This is a genomic window from Rhizobium sp. F40D2 (assembly GCF_051810745.2).
Lineage (GTDB): Bacteria > Pseudomonadota > Alphaproteobacteria > Rhizobiales > Rhizobiaceae > Rhizobium.
The window spans coordinates 2,783,727-2,796,415 of sequence record NZ_CM131436.1 but is presented as its reverse complement, the minus strand read 5'-3'; the positions used below and the strand labels follow the sequence as shown (position 1 = coordinate 2,796,415).

General features: G+C 61.8%; 11 protein-coding genes. 5 read left to right on the top strand and 6 right to left on the bottom strand.

All coding sequences use genetic code 11. The annotated features are described in order from the left end of the window. The first annotated feature begins 128 nt into the window (after positions 1–128). Positions 129–704, top strand: a complete 576-nt coding sequence (locus ACS4RS_RS13345) for a helix-turn-helix transcriptional regulator (RefSeq protein ID WP_439010599.1) — start codon at positions 129–131, stop codon at positions 702–704. A 416-nt stretch (positions 705–1,120) separates the two neighbouring features. Here ACS4RS_RS13345 and map read toward each other — a convergent pair whose 3' ends face one another. From map to glpK, 6 genes are all read right to left on the bottom strand, one after another. Then, on the bottom strand, positions 1,121–1,879 hold the full coding sequence (gene map, locus ACS4RS_RS13340; protein WP_439010600.1) for a type I methionyl aminopeptidase: 759 nt from the start codon (positions 1,877–1,879) through the stop codon (positions 1,121–1,123). Between the two features lie 44 nt (positions 1,880–1,923). After that, a complete protein-coding gene (locus tag ACS4RS_RS13335; protein WP_439010601.1) occupies positions 1,924–2,985 on the bottom strand; it encodes an Atu2307/SP_0267 family LLM class monooxygenase in 1,062 nt (353 codons plus the stop codon). Between the two features lie 220 nt (positions 2,986–3,205). Then, positions 3,206–3,679 carry an SRPBCC family protein gene (locus tag ACS4RS_RS13330; RefSeq protein ID WP_439010602.1) on the bottom strand — a complete coding sequence of 158 codons (474 nt, stop codon included), beginning with the start codon at positions 3,677–3,679 and terminating at the stop codon, positions 3,206–3,208. Between the two features lie 97 nt (positions 3,680–3,776). Continuing rightward, positions 3,777–5,036, bottom strand: a complete 1,260-nt coding sequence (locus tag ACS4RS_RS13325; RefSeq protein ID WP_439010603.1) for a sigma-70 family RNA polymerase sigma factor — start codon at positions 5,034–5,036, stop codon at positions 3,777–3,779. Next, positions 5,033–5,407 (bottom strand): YciI family protein, encoded by a 375-nt coding sequence (locus tag ACS4RS_RS13320; RefSeq protein WP_064840153.1) that lies wholly within the window; start codon positions 5,405–5,407, stop codon positions 5,033–5,035. The genes ACS4RS_RS13325 and ACS4RS_RS13320 overlap by 4 nt, the downstream gene beginning before the upstream one ends. Before the next feature lie 163 nt (positions 5,408–5,570). Then, entirely contained in the window at positions 5,571–7,064 is a 1,494-nt protein-coding gene (gene glpK, locus ACS4RS_RS13315; RefSeq protein ID WP_439010604.1) for a glycerol kinase GlpK, read from the bottom strand. A 256-nt stretch (positions 7,065–7,320) separates the two neighbouring features. Here glpK and ACS4RS_RS13310 point away from each other — a divergent pair, with 256 nt between their 5' ends. The 4 genes from ACS4RS_RS13310 to ACS4RS_RS13295 all read left to right on the top strand — a co-directional run bounded on the left by ACS4RS_RS13310 (position 7,321) and on the right by ACS4RS_RS13295 (position 12,391). Continuing rightward, positions 7,321–8,097 carry a 3-hydroxybutyrate dehydrogenase gene (locus ACS4RS_RS13310; protein ID WP_449313684.1) on the top strand — a complete coding sequence of 259 codons (777 nt, stop codon included), beginning with the start codon at positions 7,321–7,323 and terminating at the stop codon, positions 8,095–8,097. 28 nt (positions 8,098–8,125) lie between these two features. Continuing rightward, a complete protein-coding gene (xdhA, locus tag ACS4RS_RS13305) occupies positions 8,126–9,592 on the top strand; it encodes a xanthine dehydrogenase small subunit (protein WP_439010605.1) in 1,467 nt (488 codons plus the stop codon). A gap of 166 nt (positions 9,593–9,758) precedes the next feature. After that, the gene (xdhB, locus tag ACS4RS_RS13300) at positions 9,759–12,098 is read left to right on the top strand and encodes a xanthine dehydrogenase molybdopterin binding subunit (RefSeq protein WP_439010606.1); all 2,340 of its coding nucleotides are present in this window, start codon (positions 9,759–9,761) and stop codon (positions 12,096–12,098) included. A gap of 14 nt (positions 12,099–12,112) precedes the next feature. Further along, positions 12,113–12,391 carry a DUF559 domain-containing protein gene (locus ACS4RS_RS13295; RefSeq protein ID WP_439010607.1) on the top strand — a complete coding sequence of 93 codons (279 nt, stop codon included), beginning with the start codon at positions 12,113–12,115 and terminating at the stop codon, positions 12,389–12,391. The last annotated feature ends 298 nt before the right edge of the window (positions 12,392–12,689 follow it).

Sequence of the window (12,689 nt, the reverse complement as noted above, 5' to 3'; positions counted from 1 at the left end):
AGTAATTCTGATCGGTCGATCAATTTCCGGAAACTTGAAAATTTCCGCCTCTCCCTTGAACGAAATTATCTTACGATATATGTTTTAAGACATAGCCAACGATACATCCAACGATGAAAGGAAGAGTTATGAGAGGTTTTAAAGGCGGCATGTTCGGCGACGCTTTCCGCATGGGCCGCAAATTTGCGGCCGGCGATCTGCAGCTCGTCATTCTGGCGCTGCTCGCTGAGCAACCCCGCCACGGCTATGAATTGATAAAATTGCTGGAGGAACGCTCCGGCGGCTTCTACGTGCCGAGCCCCGGCGTTATCTACCCGGCGCTCACCTATCTCGAAGAAACCGGTCTTGCCGAGGTGGAGAACGAGGGCACCAAGAAACTCTACAGCATCACCGAGGCCGGCCGCCGCCGCGTCGAGGAAAATCGCGACATGATCCTGCACACGCTCGCCAAGCTGGAACGCATCGGCGAGAAGATGGCCTATGTGAGGCGCGTCTTCGAAACCGACCGCCACGGCGCCGACGAGGGTGATGACGGCGATTTCATGCAGGACGGCGGCGATATCCGCGCCGCTCGCATGCTGCTGCGCTCGGCGTTGCGCATGCGTTATCCCTGGTCAAAGCCCGAGGCCGCCCGCATAGCCGGCATATTGGAACGTGCGGCGACGGAAATCCTGCAGGGCGGCAGACCGGAAACGCGCGGCTGAAGACAGAGTGATGCCAAGCTACAAGGATGAGGCGCGCCCCCATCTACACCCAAAGAGAGCCTCGTCCTAAGGCGCGCCCTGTTAGGAGCCTCAGGGGCGAGGCAGGTCGCCGATGCTGGGTGAATGCAAGAAGCAGTGTTGTGCCGTGCTTCGAGGTTCCGCCCTTTGGGCTGCGCACCTCAGCATGAGGAGCGTTGGTGGATGCCGCGCTTGTAGTAGCGGGCTCAAAAGGATGCGCACAGCCTCCAAGGGAGTCTCATCCTGAGGTGCCCCGCAGGGGCCTCGAAGGAAGGGGCGGGTGCACTGATGCCGGATGAAGGCAAGAAGCGAGATTGCAGTATGATCCTACGAGCTTTGCGCCTTAGGATAAGCCCCTGGAGAATGCCGCACGAAGGAAGAACGCTCTACCCGCTGCCCTACGCCCGCCCGTCCGGCAAAGTCAGAATCACCGGCCCGTTGCGCGTTGCCACAACCGTATGCTCATACTGCACGGTCGGCGCCATCGGATCGGCATAGAGCGTCCATGCATCGTCGCCGCCTTCCGCCCAGGTCGCGCCGAGCGACAGGAAAGGCTCGACGGTAAAGACGAGCCCATCCGTCATGACGCGTTTTTCCGAAGGGTCCGGCCAGGTCGAGAGTTCGGCCGGCTCTTCGTGCAGCGAGCGGCCGACACCGTGGCTCGCCAGATTGGCGACCAGCGTATAGCGGTTCTTCTGCGCGAAAGCGCCGACAGCGGTGCCGATCTTTGCCAACGGCTCGCCCGATTTCACCTGATTGAGCCCGACCCAGAGCGCACGCTTGCCGTCACGGCAGAGCTTGTCGATCTTCGGCTTGACCGGCGGCATCGCGAAGGAAGCGCCGGTATCGGCAAAGAAGCCGTCCTTCTCCGCGGAGACGTCGATGTTGACCAGGTCGCCTGCGCGGATAACGCGCGGCCCGGGAATACCGTGAGCGATTTCCTCATTGACGCTGATGCAGGTCGCCCCCGGAAACTGGTAGCAAAACTCCGGCGCCGAGCGCGCGCCCGAATCCTCGAGCACCTTACGGCCGATCTGGTCGAGCTCCAGCGTCGTCATGCCGGGCTCCATTGCCGCCGCCATCACCTGGATGGCGTTGGCGCAGATCCGGCCGATCTCCTTGAGCTTTGTCAGTTCGTCGTCGTTTGCGATAACCATTCGTCTGTTCCGGCTTTGCGCAGGGGCGACCGCAGCCGCCTTGGTTAGGCCGTGGCTTTCGCCCCTTCGCCGCTTTCAGTCAATGCCTTTCTGACGATCGGCGCGACTTTCGTCCCGTAGAGCTCGATGCCGCGCATGATCTCGGCATGCGGCATCAGGCCGATGGCCATCTGCAGCAGGAAGCGGTCGTTCTTGAAGAGTGCGTGATGGGCGATGATCTTTTCGGCCACCACCTCGGGATCCCCAACAAAGAGCGCACCGTTCGGTCCGCGCGACATGTCGAACTGCGCACGGCTCGTCGGCCCCCAGCCGCGCTCGCGGCCAATGCGATTCATCACTTCGGCCTGCGGCCCGTAAAACTGTTCGGCGGCCGCCTGCGTCGTATCGGCGATGAAGCCGTGAACATTGATGCTGGTCTTCAGCTTCGCCTGATCCTGCCCTGCTCGGCGCGCGGCCTCGCGGTAGAGGTCGAAGAGCGGCGCAAAACGATGCGGCTCGCCGCCGATGATCGCCAGAGCCACCGGCAGGCCGAGCGCGCCGGCGCGCGCCACCGACTGCGGCGTGCCGCCGACGGCGATCCACAGCGGCAACGGATCCTGCAACGGTCTGGGATAGACGCCGCGCCCGCGGATTGGCGCGCGAAGCTCGCCGCTCCAGTCGACCGTCTCACCGTCACGCAGCGCCAAAAGCAGATCGAGTTTTTCCTCGAAAAGCTGGTCGTAATCCTCGAGATTGTAGCCGAACAGCGGGAAGGACTCGATGAAGGAGCCGCGCCCTGCCATGATCTCAGCCCGGCCGTTCGAAATCAGATCGAGCGTCGAAAACTGCTGGAAGACGCGCACCGGATCATCGGAGGAAAGCACGGTGACCGCACTGGTCAGCCGGATGTTTTTCGTCTTGACCGCCGCCGCCGCCAGCGCGACGGCAGGCGCAGACGCCGCATAATCCGGCCGATGATGTTCGCCGAGCCCAAAGACATCGAGCCCCACCTGATCGGCAAGCTCGATCTCCTCGATCAGATGCTTCAGCCGTTCAGCCTCTTCCGCACCCTTGCTGCGGGAGGGATTGGGATTGACATCCGCAAACGTATAAAGACCCAGTTCCATCGTCGGCATCCTGTTGAATTCCGCCCGGAGATAAGGATCGCCGAGACCGAGCGCAAATACAAACTCTGGAACGGAATGTTCGAGAATTTCGATAACAACGGGATGTTTTTGGTCCTCCGTCTATAGGCGCCGACCGAATTACCAATTCGAATCTGAATTCAACGACTTCGAAGCACCGGCGGAATCATTTTCCAAGCTGCCTCAACTCGCACTTGAAGCGTCAGGATGGCTCCATCGCCAGCAGCTCCGCCAGCTGGTCCGCCGCCTTGCCCCATCCCTCGTGGAAGCCCATCTTTTCGTGCGCTTCCTTGTCCTCGGCGCGCCAGTGCAGCGCCTTGGCGGTATATTTCGTGCGGCCGTTGCCGAGGTCTTCGAGCAGGATGACGCCGGTAAAGAAAGGTTTTTCGGCAGGCACCCAGGCGCTGGTATAGGCATCGGTGAAGACGATCTTCTCGTTCTCGACGATCTCCAGGTACACGCCGCGGTTCGGATACTGAGTGCCCTCGGGATCCTGCATGACGATGACGCTGGCCCCGCCGGGACGGACATCGAGCGTTGCTTCCGCCACACTCCAGGGACGCGGCACGAACCATTGCTTCAATAGATCAGCATCGGTCCATGCCTTGTAAATCCTCTCGCGCGGCCCGTCGAATTCGCGAACGAGGGTGAGTTCATGTTGTGTGCTGGCGGTCATTTCAACATCTCTCCATTTGAATAAACCTGGTTCTGTCAGGTTGTTACAAGGACGTGCCGAAGTTCCCCGTTCCGACAAAGCGACGATTCTTTCTTGATTATTTTGCGACCGGTTGGGCCGCCTCTGCCTGCATCTTGTCGATCTGCCGGCGGATATGGGCAGCTTCCGCCGCCGAATGGGCAAGCGCGATGGCACGGTCGAAGGCTTCGCGCGCCTGGCGGGTCAAGCCAAGCTGCTTCAGCAGCCCGCCCCGCAGCCCGTGATAGTAGAAATAGCCGCCGAGCTTCTCGCCGAGCGGATCGATCAGATCGAGCGCCTCCTGCGGCCCGTGCAGCTTGGAAACCACGACCGCGCGATTAAGCGTCACGACGGGCGAAGGCTGAACCCGCTCGAGCGCACGATAAAGCAGATCGATTTCCACCCAATCGGTGTCTTCGGCGCGCTTCGCCCGGGAATGGATGGCGGCAATGGCCGCCTGAAGCTGATACGGGCCGGGCCGGCGGTGTCGCAGCGCCTTGTCGAGCAGCGCCAGGGCCTCGTTGATGAAAGGCTGGTTCCAGAGCGAGCGGTCCTGATCTTCGAGCAGCACGATTTCATCTTCAGCGCTGAAGCGCGCCGGCCGGCGCGAGATCTGCAGAAGCATCAGTGCAAGCAGCCCCATCAACTCCGGTTCGGACGCAAAGAGGTGCAGCATCAGCCGCGCCAGCCGGATCGCCTCGTCGCTGAAGGCGGCTGCCTCATGCCTGGGATCGGCCTGGCTGTAGCCCTCGTTGAAGACGAGATAGATCATCGTGCTGACGATCGACAGACGTTCCGCCCTTTCCTCAGAGCTCGGCGTCTCGAAAGGCACGCCGGCCTTGGCTACGCGCGCCTTGGCACGGGTGATGCGTTGCTCCATGGCGCTTTCCGACACCAGGAAGGCACGGGCGATCTGCGTCACCGAAAGGCCGGAAACGATGCGCAGCGCCAGCGCGATCTGCTGGGTCGCCGGCAGATCGGGATGACAGCAGATGAAGAGAAGCCGCAGGATATCGTCGCGATAGTGGGAATCGTCCAGCCGCTCGGCAATATCACTTTCGGCATCCTCGGTATCGGAGATCGTATCCTCGTCCGGCAGGGCCTGGAGCTTCGCCCGCTTGCGCACCGCGTCGATCCCGCTGTTTCGGCCGACGAAGATGAGCCAGGCGGTGGGATCGCGTGGCGGTCCTTTCTCCGGCCATGTGCGGATCGCCCTCAGGCATGCCTCCTGAAACGCCTCTTCCGCGGTATCGAGATTGCGGAAATAGCGCAGCAGCGCACCAAGCGCCTTCGGGCGGGCCGAGGCAAGTGCAAGGTCGATCCAGGCAATGTCTGTCATGATGAAGCATCTCCCGGCCTGAACACGTAGAACGGCCGAATCTCGTAAGAGGTGGAACCCGGATTGACGGATGAAAGCTGTTTCGAAAAGGCGACCGCCTCGTCGAGCGTTTCGAAGTCGACCACGTAGAAGCCGAGAAGTGCCTCTTTCGTCTCCGCAAAGGGCCCATCGATGACCAAAGGCTCGTCCTTGCCCTTGCGCACGGTGGTCGCAGCCGTCGTCGGCATCAACCGGCCGACGGGGCCGAGCTTGCCGGATGCGGCAAGCGGCTCCTGCACGGCGTAAAGCTTCTCCATGACGGCAGCCTCTTCCTCCTTCGTCCAGGCGAAGACGGTTTCCTCATGGGCGTAACAAAGGATTGCATAAAGCATTGTTCACTCCTCTTTCCGAATGACGAAGGAGTAGCCGCTTAGCCGACAGGCCGCATCAAAAAATTCTGGATGGGATTCGTGATCTTCCGGAGCACGGCAACGCCCCGGCGGAAGAAACAGGCGGCACCGCGCGGGGAGACGCGCAGGGCCTATAGCGCGTTCCTCACCCCTCGCTCAGCGTCCGCTTGACCGCGTTTCTCCAGCCCTTGAGCTTGGCCGCCCGCACCTTCTCGTCCATGTCGGGCTCGAACCGCCGGTCCCGCTTCCACGTCGCGGAAAAACCGTCCCTGTCCGGCCACACCCCTGCCCGGCTGCCGGCGAGCCAGGCCGCACCCAGCGCCGTTGTCTCCAGGATCACCGGGCGGTCGACCGGGGCATCGAGCAAGTCGGCAAGACGCTGCATCGTCCAGTCGGAGGCGACCATGCCGCCGTCGACGCGTAGCACGGTGTCGTCGCCGCCGTTCTTCCAGTCCTTCTGCATGGCGTCGAGCAAATCGCGGGTCTGGTAACAGACGGCTTCGAGGGCCGCCCTGGACAGTTCCGCCGGGCCGCTATTACGTGTCAGCCCGAAGATAGCGCCGCGCGCCTTGGCATCCCAATGCGGCGCGCCGAGGCCGGTGAAGGCGGGCACGAGATACACCTCCTGCGTCGGATCGGCCTTTTCGGCCAGCGCATTGGTCTCGGCGGCGCTGCCAATGATGCCGAGCCCGTCCCGCAGCCATTGCACGGCGGCACCGGCGATGAAGATCGACCCCTCGAGCGCATAGGTCGTCGTGCCGTTCAGGCGATAGGCGATGGTGGTCAGCAGCCGGTTTTTCGACCGCACCATGTCGGCGCCGGTATTGAGCAGCGCGAAACAGCCGGTGCCGTAGGTCGATTTCAGCATGCCCGGCTGGAAACATGCCTGGCCGATGGTCGCCGCCTGCTGGTCGCCGGCGACGCCGAGGATCGGGATCGCAGCACCGAAGATCTCAGGATCGACCGTGCCGAATTCCGCGGCGCAGTCCTTCACTTCAGGCAGCATGGCGGCGGGCACTCTCAGAATATCGAGCAGATCCTCGTCCCAGACGTTTTCGGCAATATTGTACATCAGCGTGCGCGAGGCATTGGTGGCGTCGGTGACGAAGCCCTTGCCACCCGTCAGCCGCCAGATCAGGAAAGTGTCGATCGTGCCGAAGCAGAGATCGCCCCTCGCGGCGCGCGCCCGCGCGCCCTTCACGTTGGCGAGCATCCAGGAAAGCTTCGTTCCGGAGAAATAGGGATCGAGGAGCAGGCCGGTCTTCTTGGTGAACAGCCGCTCGAGATCCTGCCGTTTCAGATTGTCGCAATAGCTTGCGGTGCGCCGGTCCTGCCAGACGATGGCATTCTGGATCGGCCGGCCCGTCTCGCGCTCCCAGACGACGACCGTCTCGCGCTGGTTGGTGATGCCGAGTGCTGCGATATCCTTGGCCGTAACGCCGGCATCGCGAAGCGCCATCTGGACGGTGGAGACGACCGAGTCCCAGATCTCCTCGGGATCGTGCTCGACCCAGCCGGAGCGCGGATAGATCTGGGTGAATTCCTTCTGGCCCTTGCCGGCGACATGCATGTCGCCATCGAAGACGATCGCCCGCGTCGACGTCGTTCCCTGATCGATCGCCAGAACATATCCACCCATGAAATCCTCCCGCTAAAGCAATTCCAGCAAAAGTGCGAAGCGGTTTTGCGTCCGGAATTGCGTGGAAAAAGAGATAGAACATTTCCGTGATTCGAAGAAAAACGGAAATGCTCGGCATGTCGATTGTCGAGGCAAATCAATAGGACACGGATGCGGGCGAGAAAAGCGAATAAAGCGGAATTGCCAGCCTGCCGGCTTTGGGCATAACCTCGCCATAACGTTGCAAGACAGCATCGCGATGTCAGGAGAAAACAGCATGAGCAGATCAGTCGTCGTCACCGGTTCCACCAGCGGCATCGGCCTTGCGATCGCCACCGCCTTTGCCGAAACCGGCGACAACGTCGTCATCAACGGCTTCGGAAATGCCGATGAAATCAAGGCAATCGTCGAGCGGCTTGAATCAGTGTCGAAAGGCCGGGCGATCTATCATCCGGCCGACATGACGAAGCCCGCCGAGATCGCCGATCTGATCGAAACGGCCGCAGAGCGCTTCGGCACCGTCGATGTCCTGGTCAACAATGCCGGCATCCAGCATGTCGAAAAGATCGAGGACTTCCCGATCGAAAAATGGGACCAGATCATCGCCATCAATCTGTCGAGTTCCTTTCACACCATGCGCGCCGCCATCCCGCTGATGAAAGCGAAGAAGCATGGCCGCATCATCAACATCGCCTCGGCGCATGGGCTCGTCGCCTCCCCCTTCAAATCCGCCTATGTCGCGGCAAAGCATGGTATATTAGGCCTCACGAAGACGGCGGCGCTGGAGCTTGCCGAATTTGGCGTGACGGTGAACGCCATCTGCCCTGGCTATGTGCTGACGCCGCTCGTCGAGAAGCAGATCCCCGATACCGCCAGGGCCCGCGGCATGACCGAGGAACAGGTAAAGAGCGAGGTCATCCTCAAGGCGCAGCCGACCCGTGAATTCGTCAAGGCCGAAGAGATCGGCGCACTGTCGCTTTACCTCGCCAGCGACGCCGCCCGGCAGGTGACCGGATCGCACATCTCGATTGACGGTGGCTGGACGGCGGCTTAACCATTTGGAAAAAACAACCGGGAATATCATGAACGACAGCATCCGCTTCATCCTGAACGGCGAGAATATCGCGCTCACCGATGTTGGGCCGACCGAGACCCTTCTCGATTTTCTGCGGCTGAGGCGGCGGCTGACAGGCACCAAGGAGGGATGCGCGGAAGGCGATTGCGGCGCCTGCACCGTGCTCGTCGGGCGGCTCGCCGACGGCAAACTCGCCTATGAATCGGTCAATGCCTGCATTCGTTTCATCGGCTCGCTGCATGCCACCCATGTGGTGACGGTCGAACATCTTGCCGGCCGGGACGGCGCGCTGCATCCGGTGCAGCAGGCGCTGGTCGATTGCCATGGGTCGCAATGCGGCTTCTGCACCCCGGGCTTCGTCATGTCGCTCTACGGCCTGTGGCTGACGAAGGAAAAACCCGGCCGCCGCGAGATCGAAAAAGCGCTGCAAGGCAATCTCTGTCGCTGCACGGGCTACGAGCCGATCGTCAAGGCCGCCGAGCAGGTGAGCCTGACGCGGCCGAGCGCGCTCTTCGACCCGCTGGAGCGGACGCGCTCCGAAATCATCGCGCGGCTCTGGGCCATGCAGGCGAGCGGCACCATCCGGATTGCCAACGGTGAAGACCGGCTGATCGTGCCGGCTTCGCCACAGGCACTGGCGGAAGTCCTCTCTGAGGAGCCCGACGCGACCGTCATCGCCGGCTCCACCGATGTCGGTCTCTGGGTGACGAAGCAGATGCGCCGACTGAGCCCGGTCGTCTTCATCAATCATTTGAGCGAACTGCAGTCGGTTGGGGAAAGCGGGGACGGCGTGACCATCGGCGCCGGTGTCAGCTACAGCAGGGCCTTCGAAGCGATCGCCAGAAAAATCCCGGCGCTTGGACGGCTGATCGACCGCATCGGCGGCGAGCAGGTGCGCAATATGGGCACGATCGGCGGCAATATCGCCAACGGCTCGCCGATCGGCGACAGCCCCCCGCCATTGATCGCGCTGGGCGCGACGCTGACGTTGCGCTCCCTGGAGGGTCAGCGCAAAATGCCGCTCGAAGATTTCTTCATCGCCTATGGAAAACAGGATCGCAGGCCCGGTGAATTCGTCGAAAGTGTCTTCGTCCCCTATCCCAAGCCAACCAACCGCTTTGCCGCCTACAAGATCACTAAGCGCCGCGACGAGGACATCACCGCCGTGCTCGGCGCCTTCCTGCTGACGCTCGATGAAGCCGAAGTGGTCACCGACATCCGCATCGCCTTCGGCGGCATGGCCGCGACGCCGAAACGCGCCCGCACGGTCGAGGCCGAACTGATTGGCAAAGCCTGGACCGAAGCGACGATCGAAGCCGCCCGCCCCGCCTTCGACGCCGACTACCAGCCGCTCACCGACTGGCGCGCCACGGCGGAATACCGGCAGCTGACGGCGAAGAACCTGCTGACGCGGTTCTACCTGGAAACGGTCGGTGCGCCGGCGGAGCTGAAGCGGTTTGAGGAGGTGGCGTGATGAAGAAATCAACCCGCGGCGCCACCCGCCCTCCTCATCCGCCTGCCGGCACCTTCTCCCCGCTGGGGAGAAGGTGCCCGATAGGGCGGATGAGAGGGGCGAGCGGCGCTAAGCCGCGAGCGCCTGGAGCATCTGCGACAGGCAATCTTTCGGCAGGGAGGCGCTAATGGACAAATCCACCTTCGAAAACCCCAAGGTCGTCATCTCCGGCCCGATGCACGGTTCGCTCCGTCATGACTCAGCGCATAAACATGTCACCGGCGGCGCCGATTATATCGATGATATTCCCGAACCCGCCGGCCTGCTGCACGGCGCGCTCGGCCTCTCCGATCGGGCGCATGCCGAGATCATAAGCATCGATCTTTCCGGGGTCGCCGCTTATCCCGGCGTCGTCTGGGTGTTCACCGGCAAGGATGTGCCCGGCGTCAACGACACCAGTTCCAACGGCAGCCATGACGAGCCGCTGCTCGCCGAAACTTTGGTTCAGTTCCACGGTCAACCGATCTTTGCCGTCATCGCCGAAACGCGCGACGCGGCGCGCCGCGCGGCGCGGCTGGCGAAGATCGACTATCGCGACTTGCCGCACTGGCACGATATCGACGGCGCGCTCGCCAATGGAGGCCCGCTGGTCATCACCCCGATGACGCTGCAACGCGGCGAGCCGGAAACGGAAATGCCGAATGCCGCCATGCGTCTGAAGGGGCAGATGCGCATCGGCGGACAGGAGCATTTCTATCTCGAAGGCCATATCGCCATGGCGATCCCCGGCGAGGACGACGAGGTTACCGTCTGGTCTTCGACGCAGCATCCGAGCGAGATCCAGCACATCGTCGGCCACGTGCTCGATATCCCCTCCAACGCGGTCACCGTCAACGTGCGCCGCATGGGCGGCGGCTTCGGCGGCAAGGAAACGCAAGGCAACCAGTTCGCAGCCCTTGCGGCAATCGCCGCCAAGAAGCTCGGCCGTGCGATCAAATTCCGCCCGGACCGCGACGAGGATATGAGCACCACCGGCAAGCGCCATGATTTCCTGGTCGACTACGAGGTGGGCTTCGATGCCGAAGGCCGCATCCACGCGCTCGATGCGACTTACGCCGCGCGTTGCGGCTTCTCCTCGGATCTCTCCGGACCGGTGACCGACCGTGCGCTTTTCCATGCCGATTCCAGCTATTTCTATCCGCATGTGCATCTGCAGTCGAAACCGCTGAAGACGCACACCGTCTCCAACACCGCCTTCCGCGGCTTCGGCGGCCCCCAGGGCATGCTCGGCGCCGAGCGTGTCATCGAGGAGATCGCCTATACACTCGGCAAGGATCCGCTCGATATCCGCAAGCTGAATTTTTACGGCCAGCCGGGCTCCGGGCGCACGCTGACGCCCTACCATCAGGAGGTCGAGGACAATATCATCGCCCGTATCGTCGAGGAGCTCGAAGAAACCGCCGAATACCGGGCGCGCCGCAATGTTATCATCGGCTTCAACCGCGACAGCCGCTATATCAGAAAAGGCATCGCGCTGACCCCGGTCAAATTCGGCATCTCCTTTACGATGACCGCCTTCAACCAGGCCGGAGCCCTCGTCCACATCTATCAGGACGGCTCCATCCATCTGAACCACGGCGGCACCGAAATGGGCCAGGGCCTTTATACCAAGGTGGCGCAGGTGCTGGCCGACAGTTTTCAGGTCGATATCGATCGGGTGAAGATCACCGCGACGACGACGGCCAAGGTGCCGAACACCTCGGCCACCGCCGCCTCCTCCGGCTCGGATCTGAACGGCATGGCAGCCTATGACGCCGCCCGCCAGATCAAGGAACGGCTGGTAGCCTTTGCCGCCGAAAAATGGGATGTGGCGCCCGGCGACGTCGTCTTCCTGCCGAACCGTGTGCGCGTCGGCGAAATCGAGATCCCCTTCCCCGATTTCATCAAACAGGCCTATTTCGCCCGCGTCCAGCTGTCCGCCGCCGGCTTCTACAAGACGCCGAAGATCCACTGGGACCGCAAGGCCGGCCGCGGCACGCCCTTCTATTATTTCGCCTATGGCGCCGCCTGCACCGAGGTCTCGATCGATACGCTGACCGGCGAATATCTGATCGACCGCACCGACATCCTCCACGATGTCGGCCGCTCGCTGAATCCGGCAATCGACCTCGGCCAGGTCGAGGGCGCTTTTGTCCAAGGCCTGGGCTGGCTGACGACGGAAGAGCTCTGGTGGGATGACAAGGGGCGCCTGCGCACCCATGCACCATCCACCTACAAGATCCCGCTCGCCTCCGACCGCCCGAAGATCTTCAATGTGCGCCTGGCCGAATGGTCGGAAAACACGGAAGCCACCATCGGCCGCTCCAAGGCCGTCGGCGAACCACCCTTCATGCTGGCGATCTCGGTGCTGGAAGCGCTGTCGATGGCGGTGGCAAGCGTGGCGGATTACAAGGTCTGCCCCAGGCTCGACGCCCCGGCCACGCCGGAACGGGTGCTGATGGCGGTGGAGCGGATGAAGCGGGTGTAGGATGGCGGCGGAAAATGTCCGATCCCGAAAACATTAGGAAAAGACGTCCCGGCAAAACTCTGCAAGCCCGCAAATTACGCCAAACCGAAACTGAAGAGCAATATCGGCTTTGGGGCAATCTGCGAAATAGACAGCTAAATGGCTATAAGTTTACGCGACAAGTCCCGCTTGGGGCCTACATCGCCGACTTTCTATGCCGCGAAGAGCGACTGATTATCGAAATCGATGGATTTCAACACGCAAACAATATGTCTGACATGGCTCGGACCTTGTGGCTAAACCAGGCTGGATAACCCAAGAGCGGAGAGCAGTCCTCGAGACGATCCTTGCCGCACTTGAAAGGCGAATATTCCAGCGCGATGATATCCTTCGCTTTTATCCTGCGATCGTTCATACGGAGAATTTGAGAACATAATGCGCTTGAACCAAGCCCCCTCATCCGACCCTTCGGGCCACCTTCTCCCCGCTGGGGAGAAGAGGGAGCAAGACTTTCGCATATTGTTGAAGCAAATCTCTGAACCTGTGGGAACCGCATGTAAAAACCTAGATGGGATCAACGAGGGAGCGGCATTCTCCCTCTTCCCCCCAGTG

Coding starts and splice junctions, on each gene's coding strand:
- ACS4RS_RS13325 (WP_439010603.1), bottom strand. CDS start 5,036: ATGACAGACATTGCCTGGATCGACCTTGCACTTGCCTCGGCCCGCCCG.
- xdhA (WP_439010605.1), top strand. CDS start 8,126: ATGAACGACAGCATCCGCTTCATCCTGAACGGCGAGAATATCGCGCTC.
- ACS4RS_RS13345 (WP_439010599.1), top strand. CDS start 129: ATGAGAGGTTTTAAAGGCGGCATGTTCGGCGACGCTTTCCGCATGGGC.
- ACS4RS_RS13310 (WP_449313684.1), top strand. CDS start 7,321: ATGAGCAGATCAGTCGTCGTCACCGGTTCCACCAGCGGCATCGGCCTT.
- map (WP_439010600.1), bottom strand. CDS start 1,879: ATGGTTATCGCAAACGACGACGAACTGACAAAGCTCAAGGAGATCGGC.
- ACS4RS_RS13335 (WP_439010601.1), bottom strand. CDS start 2,985: ATGGAACTGGGTCTTTATACGTTTGCGGATGTCAATCCCAATCCCTCC.
- ACS4RS_RS13295 (WP_439010607.1), top strand. CDS start 12,113: ATGTCCGATCCCGAAAACATTAGGAAAAGACGTCCCGGCAAAACTCTG.
- glpK (WP_439010604.1), bottom strand. CDS start 7,064: ATGGGTGGATATGTTCTGGCGATCGATCAGGGAACGACGTCGACGCGG.
- ACS4RS_RS13330 (WP_439010602.1), bottom strand. CDS start 3,679: ATGACCGCCAGCACACAACATGAACTCACCCTCGTTCGCGAATTCGAC.
- ACS4RS_RS13320 (WP_064840153.1), bottom strand. CDS start 5,407: ATGCTTTATGCAATCCTTTGTTACGCCCATGAGGAAACCGTCTTCGCC.
- xdhB (WP_439010606.1), top strand. CDS start 9,759: ATGGACAAATCCACCTTCGAAAACCCCAAGGTCGTCATCTCCGGCCCG.